Below are 20,650 nucleotides of genomic sequence, written 5' to 3' on the forward strand. Positions count from 1 at the left end.
GGAAAACCGTGGCAAAGACCGCATTGATTGAAAAATGGAAAGCGGAACCGAAGTTCAAGGTCCGCAAATATAATCGCTGCAAAATCTGTGGCAGACCGCATGCTTACATGCGCAAATTCGGCATTTGCCGTATCTGCTTCCGGAAGTATGCTTACGAAGGCGCTATTCCCGGCGTAACGAAAGCAAGCTGGTAAGAGCGGAAAAAGGAAGGAGGGCTTTTATAAATGACCATGACTGATCCGATTGCCGATATGCTTACGAGAATCCGTAATGCCAATTCGGTTCATCACGATAAAGTTGAAATCCCCTGCTCCAAAATCAAAACTGCCATTGCAGAGATTTTGAAGAGCGAAGGATTCATTAAAGATTTCGAAGTCGTAGCCGGTGAACACCAGAATGTGATCCGTGTACAGCTGAAATACGGTCCCAACAAGGAAAAAGTTATTTCCGGCATTAAGCGTATCTCCAAACCCGGTTTGAGAGTCTACACCCAGAAAGACCAGCTGCCTCGCGTACTGGGCGGCCTGGGCATCGCCGTAATCTCCACTTCCAAGGGCATGATGACCGACAAGGCTGCCCGGAAAGCTGGATTGGGCGGCGAAGTAGTGGCTTACGTTTGGTAAGATATTCCCTAGACCGGAGGTGCTTATAAGTGTCAAGAATTGGAAAAGCTCCGATTACCGTCCCTGATAAAGTTACGGTAACGGTGGAAGATAACCTGGTCTCCGTTAAGGGACCGAAAGGCGAACTGAGCCGTCAAATCAGCAAAGAACTGACCGTGGCCCTGAATGATGGGGTGATCACCGTGACCCGTCCTTCCGACGACAAGGTGCACCGCAGCCTCCACGGCCTGTCCCGTACCCTGATCAACAACATGATCATCGGCGTTACGGAAGGGTATTCCAAACACCTGGAAATCCAGGGTGTTGGGTACCGTGTAGCCAAGAAGGGCAAAGCCCTGAGCTTCACCCTGGGCTTCTCCCATCCCTGCGTGATGGATCCTCCCGAAGGCATTTCCTTCGACTGCCCGAACTCCACGGAAATCATCGTTTCCGGTATCGACAAGGAAAAAGTTGGTGCTGTGGCTGCTGAAATCCGCAGCCTGCGTGCTCCCGAACCCTACAAAGGCAAAGGGATCCGCTATGTAGGCGAACATATCATCCGCAAGGTTGGTAAAGCCGGCGCCAAAGGCAAGAAATAATTTCTAATAGGAAGGAGTGAATCTCTTGCTGAACAAGAAAGATAAAAACGCAGCACGTCAGAAACGTCACCTGCGTATGCGCAGAAATATTGTGGGAACGGCTGAAAAACCCCGTTTCAATGTATATCGCAGCCTGAGCAACATCTACGCTCAGATCATCAACGATGAAACTGGTGAAACTCTGGTTTCCGCCAGCACCGTGGAAAAGGCCAACAAAGCCAACTACGGCGGCAACATCGAAGCTGCTAAAGCTGTCGGCACTGAAATCGCCAAAAAAGCTCTGGAAAAGGGCATCAAGACTGTTGTATTCGACCGCGGTGGTTACCTGTATCACGGCCGTGTAGCAGCCCTGGCTGAAGCGGCTCGCGAAGCTGGTCTGGAATTTTAACAGAGGGAGGACAAAAGAGTGGCTAATTACGAAAAACAAGATGATGGCTTCAAAGAAAGAGTAGTCTTCATCAACCGCGTAGCTAAGGTCGTAAAAGGCGGACGTCGTTTCTCCTTCTCTGCTTTGGTTGTTGTTGGTGATGAAAACGGCAAGGTTGGCATGGGCCTGGGCAAAGCTGCCGAAGTTCCCGAAGCAATCCGCAAGGGTGTGGATGATGCCAAAAAGAACCTGATCACCGTTCCTCTGAAAGGCACCACCATTCCTCACGAAGTAATCGGTGTGTTCGGTGCAGGCCGCGTCCTGCTGAAACCGGCTATGGAAGGTACCGGGGTTATCGCCGGCGGTGCTGTCCGTGCCGTCCTGGAACTGGCTGGCGTTCGGGACATCCTGACCAAATCTCAGGGTACTTCCAACCCCAACAATGTGGTCCGGGCAACTCTGCAGGGTCTGAAATCCCTGAAGAACGCCAAAGAAGTTGCTGCTCTGCGCGGCAAAACTGTTGAAGAACTGTTAGGCTAAGGAGGTAGCATGATGGCACAGGTAAAAATCACGCTGACCCGTAGCTTAATCGGGTATCCCAAAGACCAACGCGCTACTGTCAAGGCTCTGGGTCTGACCAAGATCCGTACCAGCGTTGTGAAAGAAGACTCTCCTGCTCTGCGCGGTATGATCCACAAAGTGGAACATATGGTCAAAGTAGAAGAAGTGAAGGCGTAATAAGGAGGTCTGCAAATGTATTTGCATGAATTGGCTCCCGCTGCCGGCTCCAAAAAAGCTCGCGTCCGTGTAGGCCGCGGTCTTGGTTCCGGCCTGGGCAAAACATCCGGCAAAGGCCAAAAAGGTCAGAAATCCCGTAGCGGCGGGGTGAAACGTCCTGGGTTCGAAGGTGGCCAAAAGCCGTTGTACCTGCGTCTGCCGAAACGCGGTTTCTACAATAAATTCGGCAAACATTACACTGAGATCAATGTGGAAGTATTCAACTGCTTTGACGACGGTGCTGTAATCGATCCTGTAGCCCTGATCGAAGCCGGCCTGGTGAAAAACATCCGTGACGGCATTCGTGTCCTGGGCAATGGCGAACTGACCAAAAAGGTCACGGTAAGAGCCATGGGCTTCAGCAAAACTGCTCAATCCAAGATCGAAGCTGCCGGCGGTAAGGTAGAGGTGATCTAATTGGCATCAGCCCTTGATAACCTGTTAAAGGCTACGGAACTCCGAAAGAAAGTATTATTTACCCTTGCGATGTTCATAGTATTCAGGGCTGGTACGCAAATTCCCGTTCCGGGGGTTAACGCAGCCATGATCGAACGGCTTTTCACCAGTGGAAACCTGTTCGGTCTTCTGGATCTGTTCTCCGGCGGTGCTCTCAGCAAATTCTCCATATTTGCCATGAGCATTACTCCTTACATCAATGCGTCAATTATTACGCAGCTGCTGACAGTGGTGATCCCGACTTTGGAAGAATGGTCCAAAGAGGGAGCGGAAGGAGCAAAAAAAATCAACAAAATCAACCGCTATGCGGCGGTGGGCCTGGGCGCCATTCAGGCAATCGGGATGGCATATGGCTTGCGGGCGGCAGTCAACAACCCTGACTTCTTCTCCTTTGCCATGATTGTCATCACCCTTACCGCAGGCTCTCTGCTGCTGATGTGGATTGGGGAACAGATTACGGCCAAAGGGATCGGGAACGGGATTTCTTTGATCATCTTTGCCGGGATCATTTCCCGACTGCCCAACGGGCTGGCTGTGATCGGCCGGTACCTGCAGGCAGGAACTATCAACGTCTTCAACGTATTGATCTTCGCTGTGCTGGCTGTACTGATGGTGATGTTCGTGGTGGCCATTACGGTTTCCTACCGGAAAGTCCCCGTCCAGTACGCAAAGCGGATCGTAGGTCGGAAGATGTACGGCGGACACACCACCTACATTCCCCTGAAGGTGAATCAGGCCGGTGTTATGCCCATCATCTTCGCTTCTTCCGTATTGATGTTTCCTGTGACCATTGCGCAGTTCATCAAGATCCCCTGGATCCAGAAAGTGGCCGGCTATTTAGCATGGGGCACACCGTTGCAGACCTCGCTGTACATCCTGCTCATCCTGTTCTTCACTTACTTCTATACCGCAGTAAGCCTGAACATCCCGGATATGTCCGACAACATCAAGAAATACGGCGGCTTCATCCCCGGGCTGCGGCCTGGCAAACCGACCACGGACTATCTGGACAAGGTGATGAACCGGATCACCCTGGCGGGTGCTGTTTTTCTGGCGTTCATTGCTATTATGCCCAACATGATCGTCTGGCTCACAGGAATTTCCGGAGTATACTTCGGCGGAACGGCTTTGTTGATCGTAGTTGGCGTAGCGCTTGACACAATGAAACAGGTAGAGTCCATGACCCTCATGCGGCACTACCAGGGTTTCATGAAATAAGGAGAGAGAACATGCATATTCTTTTAATGGGACCTCCTGGCGCAGGCAAGGGGACCCAAGCGGAAAAATTAGTTGCCGATTTCCCCATTCCCCATATTTCTACGGGAGATATGTTCCGTGCGGCTGTGAAAAATGGGACGGAATTGGGGAAAGAAGCCAAGAAATATATGGACGCCGGCGGTTTGGTTCCGGACAGTGTCACGATCGGCATTGTGAAGGAACGTCTGAGCCAGCCGGACTGTGCCAAAGGATTCATCCTGGACGGTTTTCCCCGTACCAAAGATCAGGCAGAAGCCCTGGACGACATCCTGAAGAATCTCGGGATCTCCCTGACTGCTGCGGTCAACATCAGCGTGCCTGATGAAGACCTGGTAGCCCGGGTTACCGGCCGGCGGATCTGCAAAAACTGTGGTGCCACCTATCATGTGGTGTACAATCCTCCCAAACAGGAAAACGTATGCGACAAATGCGGTGGGGAACTTTACCAGCGGGATGATGACAAAGAAACCACTGTGAAAAAACGTTTGGAAGCGTACCATAGCCAAACTGCTCCTCTCATTGCGTATTACAAGGCGGAAGGCGTGTACAGGGAAATTGACGGCACTCAGCCCATCGACAAGGTGTATGCTGATGTGGTCGCTGCTGTAAAAGGGTAAGGAGGCATAAGCGTGTCAAAACAAGATGCGATCGAAGTAGAAGGTACTGTCTTGGAATCTTTACCCAATGCGATGTTCCGGGTAAAACTGGAAAACGATCATGAAATCCTGGCACATATTTCCGGAAAAATACGTATGAACTTTATTAAGATCCTCCCAGGGGATAAGGTGACCGTAGAGCTGACGCCCTATGATCTGAACCGGGGTCGGATTACTTATCGGTTCAAATAAGAGGATTGGCAAGAGGAGGTTCAAGCAACATGAAAGTAAGACCGTCTGTAAAACGCATTTGCGAAAAATGCAAGATCATCAAACGCAAAGGCCGCGTCATGGTCATTTGCGAAAACCCGAAACATAAACAGAGACAAGGATAAGAAGGAGGTGCTTTGAATGGCTCGTATCGCCGGTGTAGATTTGCCTAGAGATAAACGTATCGAATACGCTCTGCCGTACATTTACGGGATCGGTCTGACCCTGTCCCGGGAAATCCTGGCTAAAACCGGGATCAACCCTGACACCCGTGTCCGGGATCTGACGGAAGCGGAAATTGCCAAGCTGCGTGAAATCCTGGATCATGAATACAAAGTGGAAGGGGACCTTCGTCGTGAAGAATCCCTGAACATTAAACGCCTGGTGGAAATCGGTTGCTACCGCGGCCGGAGACATCGTGCAGGCCTGCCTGTACGGGGTCAGAACACCAAGAACAATGCTCGTACCCGCAAAGGCCCGAAAAAAGTGGCCGGCGCTAAGAAGTAAGTCTGTCTAAGGAGGGATTAGACGAGTGGCTGGTAAAAAAGTTGTCCGTGCCAAACGGAAAGTAAGCAAGAACATTGAAGCTGGTGTAGCACATATCCGCTCCACCTTTAATAACACGATCGTAACGATTTCCGATCTGAACGGGGCTGTCCTGAGCTGGGCTTCTGCCGGCGGTCAGGGCTTCCGCGGTTCCCGGAAAAGCACTCCTTTTGCAGCTCAGATGGCTGCTGAATCCGCTGCCAAAGCCGCTATGGAACATGGTCTGAAACGGATCGAAGTATTCGTCAAGGGCCCCGGCGCTGGCCGTGAAGCTGCTATCCGCGCTCTGCAGGCTGCAGGCCTGGAAGTGGAATCCATCAAAGATGTGACTCCCATTCCTCATAACGGCTGCCGTCCGCCGAAACGCAGAAGAGTATAATTGGAGGTGAAAGACTAGATGGCTATTGATAAGACTCCTGTTCTGAAAAGATGCAGATCTCTGGGCATGTCTCCGGCTTTCGTTGGGGTTATGAAAGAATCCAACCGGCAGCCGAAACGCCAGTTCAAAAAGAAGAGCGAATATGGTATGCAGCTGGCTGAAAAACAGAAAGCCAAGTTCATCTATGGCGTTCTGGAAAAACAGTTCCGCGGCTACTATGAAAAAGCCAAGAAAATGGAAGGCATCGCTGGTGCCAACCTGCTGATCCTGCTGGAACGCAGACTGGACAACGTGGTATACCGCATGGGCCTGGCCCATACCCGCCGTCAGGCTCGCCAGCTGGTGACCCATGGCCACATTGCCGTAAACGGCAAGCGCCTGGACATCCCCTCTGCTCTGGTTAAAGCCGGGGATGTAGTCTCCGTAATGGAAAACAGCCGCAGCTCTGCCTACTTCAAAGGCATGGCTGAAGTCCTGGGCAAGACCTCCGTTCCTGCCTGGATCTCCGTGGACGCTCAAAACCTCAGCGGAAAGGTTGACCGTCTGCCGGTTCGGGAAGACATCGACGTACCTGTTGAAGAACAGATGATCGTCGAATTGTACTCCAAGTAATCCGATACTGTTCTCCACTTACTTATACCGCGTATTGTGGTAATGCGCGAAAGGAGGCTTCCGCATGAAGGAAATCGAAAAACCTAGCCTGGTTGTCGACGAAATTTCTCCTGACGGACGTTATGGCAAGTTCGTCTGGGAACCTTTGGAACGTGGATACGGTATTACTTTAGGTAACAGTCTGCGTCGTGTACTGCTTTCTTCCTTGTCCGGCATGGCTGTGACGGGCATCAAAATCGATGGAGTCCTCCATGAGTTCTCTACCATTGAGGGAGTCAGAGAAGACGTTGCGGATATCGTATTAAACATCAAAGCCCTGTGCTTCAAAGTGGGTCTGGATGACCAGACCTCCTTTGAACCCAAGACGTTCTACATCAAGAAGGCTGGCGAAGGCGAAGTGACCGGCGCCGACGTGATCACCGATCAGGACACGGAAGTTCTGAATCCGGAGCTGCACATTGCAACCCTGGACAAGAACGGATCCCTGAACATGGAAATCTACGTTGACGTGGGCCGTGGCTACGTCCAGGCGGAGAAGAACAAATCCAAGGATCAGCCCATCGGCTTCATCCCTGTGGATTCCATCTACTCCCCCATCACCCGTGTGAAATTCGGTGTCACCGATACCCGGGTGGGCAACGTGACCAACTACGACCGGCTGACCCTTGAAGTATGGACCGACGGGAGCCTGGGGCCGGATGAAGCTGTGACTTCTGCAGCCGAAATCCTGATCAAGTATCTGGCTCTGTTCAAGACCACCAACGTGCCCCGCATCCAGGGGGACGAAGATGGTACCAAGACCAGCGATGAAGGCACCAAGTCTTCTGTGCTGCAGATGTCCATCGATGATCTGGATCTGACTGTCCGTTCCAACAACTGCTTGAGACGGGCCGGCATCAATACGGTAGAAGATATCATCAACAAGACGGAAGACGAGCTGATTTGCGTCCGCAACCTGGGCAGCAAATCCTTGGAAGAAGTCAAGAACAAAATCGAAGAATTGGGATTGCACCTGCGCAATTCTGACGAAGAATAGGAGGAAGACGAAAGATGTCCTACAGAAAATTCAACCGGAACACCAGCAACCGGAAAGCTATGTTCCGCAGCGTCTTGACCGCCTTCTTCAAAAACGAGAGAATCGAAACCACTGAAACGAAAGCCAAAGAAATCAGCGGTCTGGCTGATAAAATGATCACCCTGGCTAAAAAAGGTGATCTGAGCGCTCGTCGTCAGGTTCTGGCATTCCTCGTGGATGAAGATGCCACCAAGAAGCTGTTTGATGTAATCGCCCCCAAATACGCTGACCGCAACGGCGGTTATACCCGTATTTACAAAACGGCTCCCCGCCGCGGCGATGCTGCTGAAATGGCAATCCTGGAACTGATCTGAGTTCTGTAAAAAAGGGCTGTTGCGCATGCAACAGCCTCTTTTTTGTCACTGGTCAACGGTCACTGGCCGATGGAAAGAACCCGTGGCTGACGGGTTCTTTTTTATTGTATCCGGATTTCACCTTATGATATACTGAGTCTGCCGGATTCATGTTTTCCCGGCAGACTGGTAAAAAATCAGAAAAAACAGAAAGGATGAGATCCATGAAACTGCTGCAAGGCATCCGTACGCTGGTGCTGGGGGGAATCCTGACTATGGCCGGGGCTTCCGGAGCTCTGGCGGAATACACCAGCTGGCAGGATACGGACTATGATTTCAGCCAGGTGAAGACGGTGTACCTGTCGGATATGGATATGAGCGGCTACCATCTCCAGAGTGGTACCAAGGCTCAGAAAATGCTTCAGGACTACCGGAAAAAAGCCGGAAAGGCCAAGGGGGTGAAAGTGGTACTGGCCCCGGAGATCCAGTTCCGGGCTCTTTTGCCGGGAGAAGGGGAAGAAAAAGACCCCCTGGTTTCTGCTGGAAAAACAGAGAAATCAGGGGAAAAAGACGGGAAAAGTCAGGTCCAGACAACAGATGGGGAAAGAAGAGCAGTGGCCATCCCCCAGGCAGCCCTGGACGCAGGGGCCCAGCTGTACATCCTGGCCGCCCTGGACAACTGCCAGGTGGATTCTTACCTGGTGCCCGCCCATACGGAATGGAAGACCCGGGAAATCGATGACAGCTACCGGGATGACCAGGGAAACTGGCATACGTTTTATCGGACCATCACCTATCCGGAATACATCCCGGATTATTACGTGCCCTATGCCAGCGTCACCGTCCGGTTCCTGTGGTTCGACACCAGAACCGGGAAACTGGTGGCCTCCAGCGAAGATGCCCGGGTACGGGACAGTGAAAACGATCCCTTGGGAGTGTACAACCGGATCATCGACCGGTTCTTCAAGAATCTGAAGGAAACGGTGAAAAAGTAAAAGGGAGGGTGTTGCACGTTATGTGCAACACCCCCTTAGCTGTAGAGCCGCATAGCGGCTCAAGTCTGGAGTCGGAAGTCTGGAGCCGAAGGTTAAATTTGCAGGCAAATTTTTTGAATGTGTAGAACCTTTGGACGAAATGATCGCTCAGATTGATTTCGATTCTGGTTTTACATAATCAAAAGGATCCGTCCAGCCAGACGGATCCTGTCCTGAGGCTTCCGACTTCAGACTCCCGACTTCCGACTAAGGGGCTGTTGCTCATGCAACAGCCCTTTTTTTTTACAACCTGTACGTTACTCCCAGAAGGGCCGTGCGGCCGTAGGCGGGGCAGTCGCCCAGGGTCCGGGAGCCCACGTCTTCGTAACTTTCATCCAGCAGGTTCCTGAGCTTCAGCCAGGTGCTCCAGTGCTGGTTGAATCTGTAATTGACATTGGCGTCCAGGGTGAAGGCATTGCCGGTGTACCATCCCTTGTCCCGGCCCCAGGCGGCCTGGAACAGCAGGCTGTTGGTCCACCGTTTGTCCCGGTAGGTCAAGGCCGCCTTGACGGCATGGGGCGCCACTTCATCGGTGTATTGGGGATCGATGCCGCTGCCGTAGGTGGTGTCCGTACGGGTCCAGGCGTAGGAGGCGGTGAGACCGTATTTCGGGCTGAACTGGTCTTCCCAGGTGACCTGGATTCCATCCTTGTTCTGGCTTTCCAGATTTTTGGGTGTCCAGGTCCCGGCCTCCCTGTACCACACAATGGGATTGTTGATGTGGGACACAAAGGCGTTGGCCCCCAGGGTACTGTGGCTGCTGAGCCGGTACCGGATGCCTCCGTTCCATTTGAAGCCGGTTTCCGGCTGGAGGTGCTCATTTCCCCGGATCTTCCAGGCTCCGTCAGAATCCCGGTTGTAATTGTTGTAGTACAGTTCGTCCAGGGTGGGGACGGAATAGATCCGCTGGAGGGATCCGTAAAAGGTCAGTCTGTCGTCCGGCCGGTATTCCAGGGAGTCTCCGTACACATATTCATTATCGAACCGGGTGTTGTGATTGAACAGGGAGGTGCTCTGGAGGGACAGCTTGCCGTACCGGGTCTTGGTGGTCACATAGCCGGACAGATTGCTGATGCCCTGGTTGTAGTTCTTGGCAAAGTTATGGGCATCCAGCAGGTTCTGCTCCGTATCCAGGGAGGTGTGCTGCCAGGTGATCCCGGCCGTGACGGTGGAATGCTTTCCCACTTTCCAGCCGTCCCGCCAGTCCAGTCCGTTGGTGTAAGACTTCCACCGGCTGTAGCTGGGGAGTTCATCCTGTTCTTCCGTTCCTGCGGGGTAGTAAGAATCAGCCTGGCTGTAGTTGTGATACAGGGAAATCCAGCCGGGAGCCGCTGTGTCCTCTTTGTAGTTGTAGGTCAGATTCACATTGTTGGCCAGCTTTTCCGGGCGTGGGAGATCTTGGCGGCATCCTCCCGGGCCAGAGCCGGCAAAGGCCGGAACCCGGAAGAAACCATTCCCAGCACCGCCAGGAAAAGAGAAAAGGAAATTTTTCTGGAAGGAATCATGATCCTGGTCCTCCTATTCCAAGGCTTTCCAGAGGGGCCGGTCCTCTTCCAGCACCATATAGCTGTGGGGAGTGCCGGCTTTGGGCAGGGAAACGGAGCCCGGGTTCCAGTACCGGTTGTCCTGGCCCCAGGGCTCGTTGGCGGGGATGTGGGTGTGGCCGTGGAGGAGAATGTCTCCGGGCTGGAGGAGAGGCGGGTGCTGGAGGTTGTACCGGTGGCCGTGGGTGACGAAGATCAGGTGATGGTTCCATTCCAGCAGGGCATAGTCCGCCAGCACCGGGAACTGGAGGACCATCTGGTCCACTTCCGCCTCGCAGTTGCCCCGGACGCAGAAGATCCGGTCCTTCAGGCCGTTCAGGAGGGCGATCACCTCTTTGGGGGCATAGCCTTCCGGCAGGTCGTTCCGGGGCCCGTGGTACAAAAGGTCGCCCAAAAGAAGCAGTCGGTCGGCCCCTTCGGCACGGAACCGTTCCAGCAGCTGCCGGGTGAACAAGGCGGACCCATGGATATCAGAAGCAATGAGCCATTTCATGAGTATCAGTCCTTTCATGGGTCCATTATAACAAAAAAGGAGCTGTGAAAAAATAATTCACAACTCCTATATTTGCCAGCGACAGCTGGCTTCCATCAGCTAGAGACTAGTGACAGGGTGTGAAAAGCATTTTCACATCCTTTATTACTTCAATCCCCAATACCGGATCCCGTTCCAGTAGAGAGGTTTGTACACTTCCGCCTTTTCCGGCAGGTGCACGTCCCGGAGGATGTACCGGAGGAATTCTTCCGGACCGGTCCGGTCCACCATGTAGCCGATGTGTTCTTTGCCCCCGGGAGCTTCCGGGTCGATGTACTTCCGGGCGTAGTCATACACATTGCTGACAATCTTCACAACGCTGTCCGCATCCGCCCATTTGATGAAGTCCACACCCATCCGGGGGTTCTTCTTGCCGCTGCGGCCCAAAAGGGTGATCCGGAAATACTGGGTCCTGCTCCGGGTCCAGGCCCGGTTGGGGCAGGCATGGGCGCAGACTCCGCAGCCGATGCATTTTTCCACGTTCCGCACCGGGCGGAATTTGTCCATGTGCAGGGCTTCCACGGAAAGCTGTTTGCATTTCTTCACACAGGCGCCGCAGCTGATGCACCGGGAGGGATCGAACTGGGGCTCGGTCATGCCGATGATCCCGAAATCGTGCATCCGCACCTTGCAGCAGTCGTTGGGGCAGCCGGTAAGGGCCACCTTCACATGGAGGTCGTTGGGGAAGATGGCCTTTTCGATCCGTTTGGCCAGGGCGGTGGTGTCGTAGTTCCCGAAGGGGCACACCCGGTTCCCCACACAGGCCATGATGTTCCGGGTCCCGGAAGCGGGATAGCCGGTGCCGGGGGCTTCCTGGTTGATGTCCAGTTCCTCGATGATGGGCTGGAGAGCCTTGTTCACTTCGGGAACCTTTTCAAAGGGAATCCCCAGGATCTCGAAGCCCTGGCGGATGGTCAGATGGACCTGGCCGTTGCCGTAGGTTTCCGCGATTTCCTGGATCTTCCCCAGTACATCGGCGGTGAGATGGCCGCCGGGCACCCGCACCCGGGAAGAGGTGATGCCCCGGTGCTTGGTCACCCGGTAGGCGTTCTTTTTCAGTTTTCCACAATCCATATCCAGCATGGGACGCCTCCTAGTCAATGAAGGACCGGACCTGGGTGTATTTGAACACCGGTCCATCCTGGCACACGTAGATTTCGCCGATCCGGCAGTGGCCGCATTTGCCCACGCCGCAGCACATTTTCCGGGATTCAGAGACCCAGACCTTTTCTTCGTCGAAGCCCAGGCCCAGCAGGGTCTTGATGGAGAATTTGATCATCATGGGAGGACCCACCACCACGGCAATGGCGTTGTCCGGATCCTGGAGGTTCATTTCCGGGATGTACTGGGTCACCAGGCCCACATGGCCGTCATAGTCCGGGTCGTCGTCCGCCTTGTCCACGGTGTAAATCAGGTTCATGCCGCTTTGTTTCCACCGTTTCAGGTCTTCCCGGAACAGGATGTCGTGGGGGGATTTGAAGCCCACGATCACCGTCAGCCGTTCACATTCGTCCATATGGTCCGCAAAGTAGTCGATGACCCCGTGGATGGGGGACAGGCCGGACCCACCGGCCACCAGGATGATTTCCTTGCCTTTGAACATGTTCACGTCGAACCCGTTGCCGTAGGGCCCCCGGAGGAAGAAATGGTCCCCCACGTAGTTTTCGAAGATTTCGTTGGTGAGGCTGCCCACTTTCCGGATGGTGAAATCCAGGGAATGGTCGGTGATGCCGCTGACGGAAATGGGAGCTTCCCCGTATTTGGGGATGGAGATCTCAAAGAACTGGCCCGGTTTCACCGGATGTTCCTTGCCCCGGTCATAGGCCATCCGGAAGGTGTATTCCAGGTCCGCATGCTTGATCACTTCCAGGATCTCGGAGCGGAAGGGCAGGTAGGTGTTATCTTTCATCTTTCGTGACCTCCTTCATGCCGTCCGCCAGTTTGTCGATGCAGCGGACAAAGGAAATGTATTCCGGGCAGATGGCATCGCACCGGCCGCAGCCCACGCACATCTGGTATCCGGCCCGTTTCTTGAAGTCCAGGACCTTGTGGAGCACCTTGAAGCGCATCCGTTCCCCGCCCTTCTGGCGGAACTTCAGGCCCCCGGCCACGTCGGTGTAGCCGTCGATCATGCAGGAAGCCTGGACCCGGCGCCGTTCCCCGGCTTTGCCGTTTTCCGTGTAGAAAAGATCCTGCATGGACCAGCAGGTGCAGGTGGGGCACACCAGGGTGCACCTGCCGCATTTGATGCACCGTTTGTCGTATTCGTCCCAGATGGTGCTCTGGGCCACGGCACTGGTCAGGTCCTCCGGCACCGTGACGGTGAAGTCGTTGGCTTCCACGGCGTCAGGGACCACGTCTCCACAGAGGGTTCCGGCCTTTTCCAGGGCGGCGGCCAGGAAGCTGTCGGCGGCTTCAGCCTGGTAGCCCTCTTTCCGGCGGTTCAGGGCTGCGTCCCAGCCGGCAGTACGGTTGGTGCCCATGCTGACGCAGAAACAGCCCTCAAAGGAATGGTCACAACCCATGAGGACGAATTTAATCTTGTCCCGGCGGGACCGGTAGTAGGAATCTTCCGGTCCGTTCTGGAGGAAGATGTAGTCGAACCGCTGTACCGCAGCCAGGTCACAGCTCCGGAGCAGGACAATCTTGCCCCGGTCCGGATCCTTGGCTTCCGTGACCGTTTCTTCCGTAAAGTACAGCAGGGTCTGGCAGACCGGCAGCACCGCTTCCTTCCAGGAATAGTCGGACCGCTGGTCCCAGATCACTTCTTCCGGCGCGGTCACCGTCCCATAGCGGATCACATCCGTTTCAGAAAAGCGGCCGGTCCCTTCGAACCGTTTGGGAGCGTAGATGTCATACTCCCGGCTCCAGTCGGCGAATACCTGACGGAGTCCTTCTTGTGTCAGTTGATAACCCATGTTTTTCTCCTCTTGCAGCGCAGTTATAAGGGTCATGGGTCCGCCACCCGTGCGGCAGACCCTTAGCGGGGACATTATAACATACAGTCTGTACAGATGTCTGTTGTTTCTGCAACTATTGGAATCATTGAACGGGAAGAGGATTTTATGGTATACTTAACCGATTATAGAGGGTGAAAAGTATTTTTCACCCTGTCAGCGGTCAATGGTCAATGGCCGAAGGAAGCCAGCTTTGCTGGCGGTGAACGAATCAACAAAAGGAGTTCTTGCATGAGTGTTTTGGATGTTGCCCATCTTTCCCACAGCTATGGGGGACGGGAAATTTTCGACGATGTTTCTTTCCGCCTGGAAAAGGGGGAACATGTGGCCCTGGTGGGGGCCAACGGGGAAGGGAAATCCACCTTTATGTCCATCATCACCGGGAAACTGACTCCCGATGAAGGAAAGGTGACCTGGGCCCGGCGGACCAAAGTGGGCTACCTGGACCAGCATTCCGCCCTGGAGCCCGGGAAGACCATCCGGGAAACCCTCCGCACCGCCTTCCAGGACCTGGTGGAACAGGAACAGGAAATGCTGGGGGACTACGACAAAATGGAAAGCGCTTCCCCGGAAGAAATGGAACGGCTTATGGAGGAAGTGGGGGAAATCCAGGAACGGCTGGAAGCGGCGGACTATTACAACCTGGATGCCAAAATCGAAGAAGTGGCCGGAGGCCTGGGGCTCCGGGACATCGGCCTGGAACACAAGGTGGACGAACTGTCCGGGGGCCAGCGGACCAAGGTGCTGCTCACCAAGCTGCTGCTGGAGAACCCTGACATCCTGCTGCTGGACGAACCCACCAACTACCTGGATGCGGAGCACATCCAGTGGCTTACCCGGTATCTCCAGGACTACGAAAACGCCTTCATCCTGATTTCCCACGATGTACCCTTCCTCAATGCAGTGACCAACATCATCTGGCATGTGGACAACCTGAAGCTGGACCGGTATACCGGGAACTACGAGAAGTTCGAGGAGATGGCGGCCCTGAAGCGGCGCCAGGAAGAGGCGGCCTACGAACGGCAGCAGGCGGAGATCAAAAAGGAACAGGACTTCATTGCCCGGAACAAGGCCCGGGTGGCCACCCGGGGCATGGCCAACAGCCGGCAGAAGAAACTGGACAAAATGGAGCTCCTTACCAAACGGGCGGAAAAGCCCAAGCCTCATTTCCGGTTCCTGGAAGACCGGACCCCGTCCCGGTTCGTGCTTACTGCCAGCAATCTGGTGCTGGGGTATGATGTGCCTCTCACCAAACAGGTGGATCTGAAGCTGGAACGGGGCCAGAAAATCGCCATCCGGGGTACCAACGGCCTGGGGAAATCCACCCTGCTGAAGACCCTTTTGGGGATGATCCCTCCGGTGGCAGGCAGTGTGGAACAGGGAGATTTCGTGTCCGTAGGGTATTTCGAACAGGAAAGTGCCAAAGGGAACCAGAACACTGCCCTGGAGGAACTGTGGCAGGAATACCCGGGGATGACCAATTCGGAAGTCCGGGCTGCCCTGGCCGCCTGCGGCCTCACCAACGACCACATCACCACCAAAATGACGGCTCTTTCCGGGGGTGAAGCGGCCAAGGTGCGGCTGTGCAAGATTATGCAGCGGCCGGCCAACCTGCTGGTGCTGGACGAACCCACCAACCATCTGGATGTGGAAGCCAAGGAAGAGCTCCGGCGGGCCCTCCGGGAGTACAAGGGAACCCTGCTGCTGGTATCCCACGAACCGGAATTCTACGAAGACTGGGTGGACCAAGTGTGGAACATCGAGGGATGGTCCACGAAGATTGTGTGAATTGTCAATTGTCAATGGTCAATAGTCAATGGCCGAAGGAAGCCAGCACTGCTGGCCATGAATAAGGGGAGAAAAAATGGAAGACAGCAAAGCGAAAAACCTGACTTTGGATGAACTGTATCACAAGATGCTGAAACGGGCGGCGGAAGGGAAGAATGTGGAAGACATCGACAACGCCGATCCCAAGATGATCGAATGCCTGGCCCATCCGGAAGAAACCAGCCTGGTGTGGCGGGTGAAGCCCTGCACCTGTTCGGAAGACAAGCAGGCGGACTGTGTGAAGGTCTGCCAGTGGGATGCCATGCATCCCAGTGCTGACGGGGTCCAGATCGATCCGGACAAATGCGTGGGCTGCCAGGCCTGTGTGGATGCCTGCAAACTGGAATCCCTGAAGACCAAGAAGGACATCATCCCCGTGGTGGAAGAACTGAAGAAGGGAGATACCCCCATCTATGCCCTGGTGGCTCCCGCCTTCTCCGGCCAGTTCGGCCCGGAAGTCACCGCCGGCAAACTGCGGACGGCCCTGAAGCTGCTGGGCTTTTCCGGGATGCTGGAAGTGGCGGTGTTCGCCGATATCCTGACCCTGAAGGAAGCCCTGGAGTTCGACAAGAACGTCAATAAAGAAGGGGACTTCCAGCTCACCAGCTGCTGCTGCCCCATGTGGATCGCCATGATCCGCCGGCTGTACCACCAGCTGATGCCCAATGTGCCCGGTTCCGTATCTCCCATGATCGCCGGGGGCCGGACGGTGAAGGTGCTCCATCCGGAAGCGAAGACCGTGTTCATCGGGCCCTGCATGGCCAAGAAGGCGGAAATCAAGGAACCGGATCTGAAGGGAGCCATCGACTACGTGCTCACCTATGAAGAGCTCCGGGATCTGTTCTCCACCACCCAGCTGGATCTGACTTCCCTGGAAGAAGACAATGTGCCTCACGCCTCCAAGGCCGGGATCCGCTACGCCTACGCCGGCGGGGTGGCGGCAGCTGTGGATGCCACCGTGAAGAAGCTGAACCCTCACCGGAAGATCGAAATGAAGATCCGCCGGGCGGACAGTGTGCCTGAATGCCGGGCCATGATTGACAGCATCCTGAAAGGGAACCACGAAGGGAACTTCTTTGAAGGCATGGGCTGCAAAGGCGGCTGCGTAGGCGGCCCCAAAGCGCTGGTGAACCGGGAGGAAGGCAAGAAGAACGTACAGGCCTACAGTGATGAGGCCCAGTACAAGACTCCTGCGGAAAACCCCTACGTAATCGAGCTGCTGAAAAAGCTGGGCTTTGCCACGGTGGAAGAGTTCCTGGCCAAGAGCGATCTGTACGACCGGAAGTTTGATTGAGAAAAATCGGGAGTGCCTGAGGCACTCCCGATTTTTGTCAACAGCTCCTTTTTTATTCCGTCTTCCCAAAATTCTGCAGCAGCAGATCCAGGAACCCCTGGACGGCCGGGGTGAACAGCTGGCCCCGTTTCCAGATCAGGCTCATGGTATCCAGAAGGGGAGGGCTGCAGGGCCGGAAGCAAAGGGGACTGCCGCTGGTGTTGATGAGCCCGTCCAGCCCCATGGCCAGCCCCAGCCCCCCGGCCACCACTAAGAAGTTTTTCAGGGTTTCACTGTCCATCAGGATCCCTCCTTTGTATTTATTATATCATGCAAAAAATTTATTATAGATGATGAAAACTAACTATTTCACATGAATTCTATCTTCTGTTATACTCAGAACCATCAGAAACAAACCACATGATTTGGAAGACAAAAGGAGAAAACCATGTTAGGAAATTTTACATACTGCAATCCCACCAAACTGTTCTTCGGCAAAGGGGCCCTGGAAAACATCCGGACGGAGCTGGACAAATACGGCAGCCGGGTGATGCTGGTATACGGCGGGGGTTCCATCAAACGGAACGGCATCTATGACCAGGTGGTCCGGGTGCTGGCGGAAACAGGCAAGCAGGTGGCGGAGATTTCCGGGGTCATGCCCAACCCGACGGTGGACAAGCTCCGGGAAGGCATCGCCCTGGCCCGGCAGCACAAGGCGGACTTCATCCTGGCCGTGGGAGGCGGTTCCTGCTGCGACTATGCCAAGGCTCTGGCCGTATCCATCCATTGTGAGGAAGATCCCTGGGAAAAATACTTTGTGAAGTTCGAAGAACCTTCCTGCCCCATTGTTCCCGTGGGCTGCGTGCTCACCATGGTGGGGACCGGATCCGAAATGAATGCCGGGGCTGTCATCACCAACCCGGAACAGAAACTGAAGATCGGCCATGTGTTTGCCAGTGAAGAAGTGATGCCCCGGTTCTCCGTGCTGGATCCCACCTATACCCTGACCCTGCCCCGGTACCAGATGGTGGCCGGCATCTACGACATTTTCAACCACATCTGCGAACAGTATTTTTCCGGGAACGATGACAATACCAGTGATTACTTGGCGGAAGGCCTGATGCGTTCGGTGATCCATGCCAGCCGGATCGCCAGCCAGGATCCTCAGAACTATGAAGCCCGGAGCAACCTGATGTGGGATGCCACCTGGGCATTGAACACCCTGATCGCCAAAGGCAAGAACACCGACTGGATGATCCATATGCTGGGCCAGTCCGTAGGAGCTCTGACCAATGCCACCCATGGCATGACCCTGGCTGCCGTATCCCTGCCTTATTACCGGTACATCCTGCCCTATGGGCTGTGCAAATTCAAACGGTTTGCGGTCAATGTGTGGAATGTGGACCCTCAGGGCAAAACGGACCGGGAAGTGGCGGAAGCTGGACTCCAGGCCATGGAAGACTGGATGCACGGCCTGGGTCTTGTGATGAAGACTTCCCAGCTGGGGGCCACCGAAGCCATGATCCCGGATCTGGTCCGGGGCACCCTGATCCTGGAAGGGGGCTACAAAGTCCTGGACCAGGAAGAAATTGCCGCCATCTTCCGGGAAAGCCTGTAAAAAGAGAAAATTACGGACAGGGAAGGAGAAAAAACATGAAAGCAAAAAAAATCAGTGCATGGACCAGCAGTCTGCTGCTGGGACTGACTCTTTTCGGAAGCACCATGGCAGGAGCTTCTGAACGGGTGGCGGATCAGTCCAAAGATCCCTGGTTCGCTCCTCTGCCCAAAGTAATGCCGGCTCCCCGGTATGCGGACCACGGGGCGGACAATTTCTACAAGAGCAGCAAGGTGACCAGGAAGCCGGTGACCTTCAAGAACCAGTTCAACATGAAGGTGGCCGGGAACCTGTACATTCCCAAGACTTACCAGAAGGGCCAGAAACTGCCGGCGGTGATCGTGGGCCATCCCATGGGGGCCGTGAAGGAACAGAGCGGTACTCTCTATGCCCAGAAAATTACAGACCAGGGCTTCGTAACCCTGGCGGTAGATACGCCTTACTGGGGATCCAGTGAAGGGGCACCCCGGAAGCTGCTGGGGGGAACCACCCATACCCTGAATGAGCAAACCAATCCCATCCAGCAGGAATTCTACGATTTCTACCGGACCACCCGGGGTGCGGCAGCAGGCAAAGGGCAGGATATGAACACCACCACCCATCCCACCTACACCAGCAATGTGAAGTTCATGAACTTCTATCCTTTCCAGGATATCGAGACCATCTCTCCCCGTCCCATGCTGTTCATCACCGGTGATCAGGCCCACTCCAGAGAATTCAGCGAAGACGCCTACCGCCGGGCCAAGGGACCCAAGGAACTGTATTATGTGAAAGGGGCCGGCCATGTGGATCTGTACGATAAAACCGAACTGATCCCCTTTGACAAGATCACCTCTTTCTTCAGCCAGTATCTCCATTTGAAAAAATAAATAAAGGAGCTGTGAAAAAATGATTTCTCATTTTTTCACAGCTTCTTTTCCTTTTTCTCCTTCCCAAGCCCCGGCACCGTGTCTACATTGGGTCCGTGGACCGTGTGGCCGGCGCCGGCAGGGGCATGGGGTGCGTCCGCCAGGCCTGGCTGGGGATGGGGCCCGTGGTAGGACAGGTTGTTTTCCAGGATCCCGTCCGGATTGGTGGCCACATGGGGATGGACATAGGTGGTGCCTCCCCCGGGGGTGGATCGGAAATAGCCGTTTACGTGGTGGACGGGAACCGGGTGATCGCCTGTGGGAGCGTATCCGTCCCCGGTGCCGTGGAACCCATCTGGAGCCATATGGCCTCCATGGCCGGCGTCGGTAAAGGCGGCTCCGTCGAAGGCCCCCAAAATCTTCAGGAACGGCAGCAGGAAGGAAATTACCACCAGGGGCAGGCCGAACAGCACCGTAAGAGCGTTGCGGCTTTCATACCCTTTCCGGTAGGCCATCCAGAGGAACAGATGGACCAGGAGCACCGGCAGCCCGGCGGCCAGGAGAATGGCCAGGTAGGCCAAAAAGTGCCGGAGCTGCCAGGACAGGGCAAACAGGTGGTTCAGGGTCACCAGCTTGTAGCAGGCTTCCACCAGTTTCCAGCCCAGGTGCATGTGATCGGCAAAGAGATAATAGTACACCAGGTACACCAGGAAGCCGCTGGCCAACAGCTGGGCGTTCTGGATCACGTACCGGATCCGGAGGATGAAGAACACGATGCCGATGATGAGAAAGATAATGGCCGCCGGTGGAAATATCCGGGACAGGAACAGCATGGCTCCCGCAAAGGCCAGCATGGTCCACAGCATGGGGGCGGTTTCCACCAAAAGGAAAAGCCCCCAGCCTGCCATGGCGGCGGTCATATGCCCCCGGCCTGCCCAGCCCAACGTGTAATATCCCAGTCCCCACAGTGCCAGCATACTCCCCCAGTGCCAGGGGCTCCGTATCTGGCTCCGTACCCATTCTGCCCTTGTCATTTCAACAGCTCCCTTTGAAAAAGTCTGTCATACGTTATACGACGCTTAAAAAATAATTTTAGCAAATTGATCGGAAATTTTCAAAGTTCTTTTGCAGGGCTGTGATAAAACCGGATAAAAAGTTCACCCTAGGAGGGGGGGCAAGGTATAATTTTCT

Annotated in this window: 28 protein-coding genes and 1 pseudogene; 21 read left to right on the top strand and 8 right to left on the bottom strand. The window is 54.7% G+C overall.

The window, feature by feature from the left end; genetic code table 11:
- Positions 1-8: 8 nt before the first annotated feature.
- The 17 genes from ACTQY5_RS07710 (at position 9) to ACTQY5_RS07790 (ending at position 8,824) form a co-directional block, all read left to right on the top strand.
- Complete coding sequence (locus ACTQY5_RS07710; RefSeq protein ID WP_012939249.1) at positions 9-194, top strand: type Z 30S ribosomal protein S14; 186 nt, start codon at positions 9-11, stop codon at positions 192-194.
- A 30-nt stretch (positions 195-224) separates the two neighbouring features.
- Complete coding sequence (rpsH, locus tag ACTQY5_RS07715) at positions 225-623, top strand: 30S ribosomal protein S8 (RefSeq protein WP_012939248.1); 399 nt, start codon at positions 225-227, stop codon at positions 621-623.
- 29 nt (positions 624-652) lie between these two features.
- Positions 653-1,201, top strand: coding sequence for a 50S ribosomal protein L6 (gene rplF, locus ACTQY5_RS07720; RefSeq protein ID WP_012939247.1), 549 nt, complete (start codon positions 653-655; stop codon positions 1,199-1,201).
- Positions 1,202-1,226: 25 nt separating this feature from the next.
- Entirely contained in the window at positions 1,227-1,589 is a 363-nt protein-coding gene (gene rplR, locus ACTQY5_RS07725; protein ID WP_012939246.1) for a 50S ribosomal protein L18, read from the top strand.
- Positions 1,590-1,607: 18 nt separating this feature from the next.
- On the top strand, positions 1,608-2,108 hold the full coding sequence (gene rpsE / locus ACTQY5_RS07730; protein WP_022486692.1) for a 30S ribosomal protein S5: 501 nt from the start codon (positions 1,608-1,610) through the stop codon (positions 2,106-2,108).
- A 12-nt stretch (positions 2,109-2,120) separates the two neighbouring features.
- Complete coding sequence (gene rpmD, locus ACTQY5_RS07735) at positions 2,121-2,306, top strand: 50S ribosomal protein L30 (RefSeq protein WP_154488505.1); 186 nt, start codon at positions 2,121-2,123, stop codon at positions 2,304-2,306.
- Between the two features lie 15 nt (positions 2,307-2,321).
- The gene (gene rplO, locus ACTQY5_RS07740) at positions 2,322-2,762 is read left to right on the top strand and encodes a 50S ribosomal protein L15 (protein ID WP_022486690.1); all 441 of its coding nucleotides are present in this window, start codon (positions 2,322-2,324) and stop codon (positions 2,760-2,762) included.
- The gene (secY, locus tag ACTQY5_RS07745; protein WP_154488473.1) at positions 2,763-4,019 is read left to right on the top strand and encodes a preprotein translocase subunit SecY; all 1,257 of its coding nucleotides are present in this window, start codon (positions 2,763-2,765) and stop codon (positions 4,017-4,019) included.
- Positions 4,020-4,030: 11 nt separating this feature from the next.
- Positions 4,031-4,675: an adenylate kinase gene (locus ACTQY5_RS07750; protein WP_022486688.1), complete on the top strand. Its 645-nt coding sequence runs from the start codon at positions 4,031-4,033 to the stop codon at positions 4,673-4,675.
- Between the two features lie 12 nt (positions 4,676-4,687).
- Positions 4,688-4,906, top strand: coding sequence for a translation initiation factor IF-1 (gene infA / locus ACTQY5_RS07755; RefSeq protein WP_009015367.1), 219 nt, complete (start codon positions 4,688-4,690; stop codon positions 4,904-4,906).
- A 29-nt stretch (positions 4,907-4,935) separates the two neighbouring features.
- On the top strand, positions 4,936-5,049 hold the full coding sequence (gene rpmJ / locus ACTQY5_RS07760) for a 50S ribosomal protein L36 (protein ID WP_009015366.1): 114 nt from the start codon (positions 4,936-4,938) through the stop codon (positions 5,047-5,049).
- Positions 5,050-5,065: 16 nt separating this feature from the next.
- Positions 5,066-5,431, top strand: coding sequence for a 30S ribosomal protein S13 (gene rpsM / locus ACTQY5_RS07765; RefSeq protein ID WP_012939240.1), 366 nt, complete (start codon positions 5,066-5,068; stop codon positions 5,429-5,431).
- Positions 5,432-5,456: 25 nt separating this feature from the next.
- Positions 5,457-5,849: a 30S ribosomal protein S11 gene (rpsK, locus tag ACTQY5_RS07770; RefSeq protein ID WP_022486687.1), complete on the top strand. Its 393-nt coding sequence runs from the start codon at positions 5,457-5,459 to the stop codon at positions 5,847-5,849.
- 18 nt (positions 5,850-5,867) lie between these two features.
- A complete protein-coding gene (gene rpsD, locus ACTQY5_RS07775; protein WP_022486686.1) occupies positions 5,868-6,461 on the top strand; it encodes a 30S ribosomal protein S4 in 594 nt (197 codons plus the stop codon).
- A gap of 64 nt (positions 6,462-6,525) precedes the next feature.
- Positions 6,526-7,497 (top strand): DNA-directed RNA polymerase subunit alpha, encoded by a 972-nt coding sequence (locus ACTQY5_RS07780; protein WP_022486685.1) that lies wholly within the window; start codon positions 6,526-6,528, stop codon positions 7,495-7,497.
- A 14-nt stretch (positions 7,498-7,511) separates the two neighbouring features.
- Complete coding sequence (gene rplQ, locus ACTQY5_RS07785) at positions 7,512-7,850, top strand: 50S ribosomal protein L17 (RefSeq protein ID WP_012939236.1); 339 nt, start codon at positions 7,512-7,514, stop codon at positions 7,848-7,850.
- A 203-nt stretch (positions 7,851-8,053) separates the two neighbouring features.
- On the top strand, positions 8,054-8,824 hold the full coding sequence (locus tag ACTQY5_RS07790) for a hypothetical protein (protein WP_022486684.1): 771 nt from the start codon (positions 8,054-8,056) through the stop codon (positions 8,822-8,824).
- 282 nt (positions 8,825-9,106) lie between these two features.
- On the opposite strand, the pseudogene ACTQY5_RS07795 reads toward ACTQY5_RS07790, so the two are convergent.
- The 6 genes and pseudogenes from ACTQY5_RS07795 to asrA form a co-directional block, all read right to left on the bottom strand.
- A pseudogene (locus ACTQY5_RS07795) lies at positions 9,107-10,273 on the bottom strand (TonB-dependent receptor plug domain-containing protein); the annotation flags it as partial.
- A complete protein-coding gene (locus ACTQY5_RS07800) occupies positions 10,225-10,368 on the bottom strand; it encodes a hypothetical protein (RefSeq protein WP_441369035.1) in 144 nt (47 codons plus the stop codon). The gene ACTQY5_RS07800 and the pseudogene ACTQY5_RS07795, both read right to left, overlap by 49 nt.
- Positions 10,369-10,381: 13 nt before the next feature.
- Complete coding sequence (gene yfcE, locus ACTQY5_RS07805) at positions 10,382-10,900, bottom strand: phosphodiesterase (protein ID WP_022486681.1); 519 nt, start codon at positions 10,898-10,900, stop codon at positions 10,382-10,384.
- 144 nt (positions 10,901-11,044) lie between these two features.
- Positions 11,045-12,022, bottom strand: a complete 978-nt coding sequence (gene asrC / locus ACTQY5_RS07810; RefSeq protein WP_022486680.1) for a sulfite reductase subunit C — start codon at positions 12,020-12,022, stop codon at positions 11,045-11,047.
- A gap of 10 nt (positions 12,023-12,032) precedes the next feature.
- Positions 12,033-12,848 carry an anaerobic sulfite reductase subunit AsrB gene (gene asrB / locus ACTQY5_RS07815; protein ID WP_329777517.1) on the bottom strand — a complete coding sequence of 272 codons (816 nt, stop codon included), beginning with the start codon at positions 12,846-12,848 and terminating at the stop codon, positions 12,033-12,035.
- A complete protein-coding gene (gene asrA / locus ACTQY5_RS07820) occupies positions 12,838-13,857 on the bottom strand; it encodes an anaerobic sulfite reductase subunit AsrA (RefSeq protein ID WP_308664152.1) in 1,020 nt (339 codons plus the stop codon). The genes asrB and asrA overlap by 11 nt, the downstream gene beginning before the upstream one ends.
- Positions 13,858-14,127: 270 nt before the next feature.
- Here asrA and ACTQY5_RS07825 point away from each other — a divergent pair, with 270 nt between their 5' ends.
- Together ACTQY5_RS07825 and ACTQY5_RS07830 are read left to right on the top strand one after the other, a co-directional pair.
- Positions 14,128-15,684, top strand: a complete 1,557-nt coding sequence (locus tag ACTQY5_RS07825) for an ABC-F family ATP-binding cassette domain-containing protein (RefSeq protein ID WP_279126256.1) — start codon at positions 14,128-14,130, stop codon at positions 15,682-15,684.
- A gap of 76 nt (positions 15,685-15,760) precedes the next feature.
- Positions 15,761-17,017, top strand: coding sequence for a [Fe-Fe] hydrogenase large subunit C-terminal domain-containing protein (locus ACTQY5_RS07830; RefSeq protein ID WP_022486649.1), 1,257 nt, complete (start codon positions 15,761-15,763; stop codon positions 17,015-17,017).
- Between the two features lie 52 nt (positions 17,018-17,069).
- Here ACTQY5_RS07830 and ACTQY5_RS07835 read toward each other — a convergent pair whose 3' ends face one another.
- Complete coding sequence (locus tag ACTQY5_RS07835) at positions 17,070-17,297, bottom strand: hypothetical protein (RefSeq protein WP_441369036.1); 228 nt, start codon at positions 17,295-17,297, stop codon at positions 17,070-17,072.
- Positions 17,298-17,444: 147 nt separating this feature from the next.
- Between ACTQY5_RS07835 and ACTQY5_RS07840 the strand changes: the two genes are divergently transcribed.
- Positions 17,445-18,614, top strand: a complete 1,170-nt coding sequence (locus ACTQY5_RS07840; protein WP_441369037.1) for an iron-containing alcohol dehydrogenase — start codon at positions 17,445-17,447, stop codon at positions 18,612-18,614.
- Between the two features lie 35 nt (positions 18,615-18,649).
- Positions 18,650-19,480 carry an alpha/beta hydrolase gene (locus ACTQY5_RS07845; RefSeq protein WP_441369038.1) on the top strand — a complete coding sequence of 277 codons (831 nt, stop codon included), beginning with the start codon at positions 18,650-18,652 and terminating at the stop codon, positions 19,478-19,480.
- 35 nt (positions 19,481-19,515) lie between these two features.
- Here ACTQY5_RS07845 and ACTQY5_RS07850 read toward each other — a convergent pair whose 3' ends face one another.
- Positions 19,516-20,493 (bottom strand): hypothetical protein, encoded by a 978-nt coding sequence (locus ACTQY5_RS07850; RefSeq protein ID WP_441369039.1) that lies wholly within the window; start codon positions 20,491-20,493, stop codon positions 19,516-19,518.
- Positions 20,494-20,650 lie beyond the last annotated feature (157 nt).

This window comes from Acidaminococcus sp. HCP3S3_H5 (genome assembly GCF_052122235.1).
Classification (GTDB): domain Bacteria; phylum Bacillota; class Negativicutes; order Acidaminococcales; family Acidaminococcaceae; genus Acidaminococcus.

Excerpts from the sequence above, each read along its gene's own strand:
- rpsM (WP_012939240.1), top strand. The coding sequence starts at position 5,066 with ATGGCTCGTATCGCCGGTGTAGATTTGCCTAGAGATAAACGTATCGAA.
- ACTQY5_RS07825 (WP_279126256.1), top strand. The coding sequence starts at position 14,128 with ATGAGTGTTTTGGATGTTGCCCATCTTTCCCACAGCTATGGGGGACGG.
- ACTQY5_RS07750 (WP_022486688.1), top strand. The coding sequence starts at position 4,031 with ATGCATATTCTTTTAATGGGACCTCCTGGCGCAGGCAAGGGGACCCAA.
- asrB (WP_329777517.1), bottom strand. The coding sequence starts at position 12,848 with ATGAAAGATAACACCTACCTGCCCTTCCGCTCCGAGATCCTGGAAGTG.
- rplQ (WP_012939236.1), top strand. The coding sequence starts at position 7,512 with ATGTCCTACAGAAAATTCAACCGGAACACCAGCAACCGGAAAGCTATG.
- ACTQY5_RS07780 (WP_022486685.1), top strand. The coding sequence starts at position 6,526 with ATGAAGGAAATCGAAAAACCTAGCCTGGTTGTCGACGAAATTTCTCCT.
- ACTQY5_RS07790 (WP_022486684.1), top strand. The coding sequence starts at position 8,054 with ATGAAACTGCTGCAAGGCATCCGTACGCTGGTGCTGGGGGGAATCCTG.
- ACTQY5_RS07850 (WP_441369039.1), bottom strand. The coding sequence starts at position 20,493 with ATGACAAGGGCAGAATGGGTACGGAGCCAGATACGGAGCCCCTGGCAC.
- rpsD (WP_022486686.1), top strand. The coding sequence starts at position 5,868 with ATGGCTATTGATAAGACTCCTGTTCTGAAAAGATGCAGATCTCTGGGC.
- ACTQY5_RS07830 (WP_022486649.1), top strand. The coding sequence starts at position 15,761 with ATGGAAGACAGCAAAGCGAAAAACCTGACTTTGGATGAACTGTATCAC.
- ACTQY5_RS07840 (WP_441369037.1), top strand. The coding sequence starts at position 17,445 with ATGTTAGGAAATTTTACATACTGCAATCCCACCAAACTGTTCTTCGGC.
- rpsH (WP_012939248.1), top strand. The coding sequence starts at position 225 with ATGACCATGACTGATCCGATTGCCGATATGCTTACGAGAATCCGTAAT.
- asrC (WP_022486680.1), bottom strand. The coding sequence starts at position 12,022 with ATGCTGGATATGGATTGTGGAAAACTGAAAAAGAACGCCTACCGGGTG.
- yfcE (WP_022486681.1), bottom strand. The coding sequence starts at position 10,900 with ATGAAATGGCTCATTGCTTCTGATATCCATGGGTCCGCCTTGTTCACC.
- rpmD (WP_154488505.1), top strand. The coding sequence starts at position 2,121 with ATGGCACAGGTAAAAATCACGCTGACCCGTAGCTTAATCGGGTATCCC.
- ACTQY5_RS07800 (WP_441369035.1), bottom strand. The coding sequence starts at position 10,368 with ATGATTCCTTCCAGAAAAATTTCCTTTTCTCTTTTCCTGGCGGTGCTG.
- ACTQY5_RS07845 (WP_441369038.1), top strand. The coding sequence starts at position 18,650 with ATGAAAGCAAAAAAAATCAGTGCATGGACCAGCAGTCTGCTGCTGGGA.
- rpmJ (WP_009015366.1), top strand. The coding sequence starts at position 4,936 with ATGAAAGTAAGACCGTCTGTAAAACGCATTTGCGAAAAATGCAAGATC.
- rplO (WP_022486690.1), top strand. The coding sequence starts at position 2,322 with ATGTATTTGCATGAATTGGCTCCCGCTGCCGGCTCCAAAAAAGCTCGC.
- asrA (WP_308664152.1), bottom strand. The coding sequence starts at position 13,857 with ATGGGTTATCAACTGACACAAGAAGGACTCCGTCAGGTATTCGCCGAC.
- ACTQY5_RS07835 (WP_441369036.1), bottom strand. The coding sequence starts at position 17,297 with ATGGACAGTGAAACCCTGAAAAACTTCTTAGTGGTGGCCGGGGGGCTG.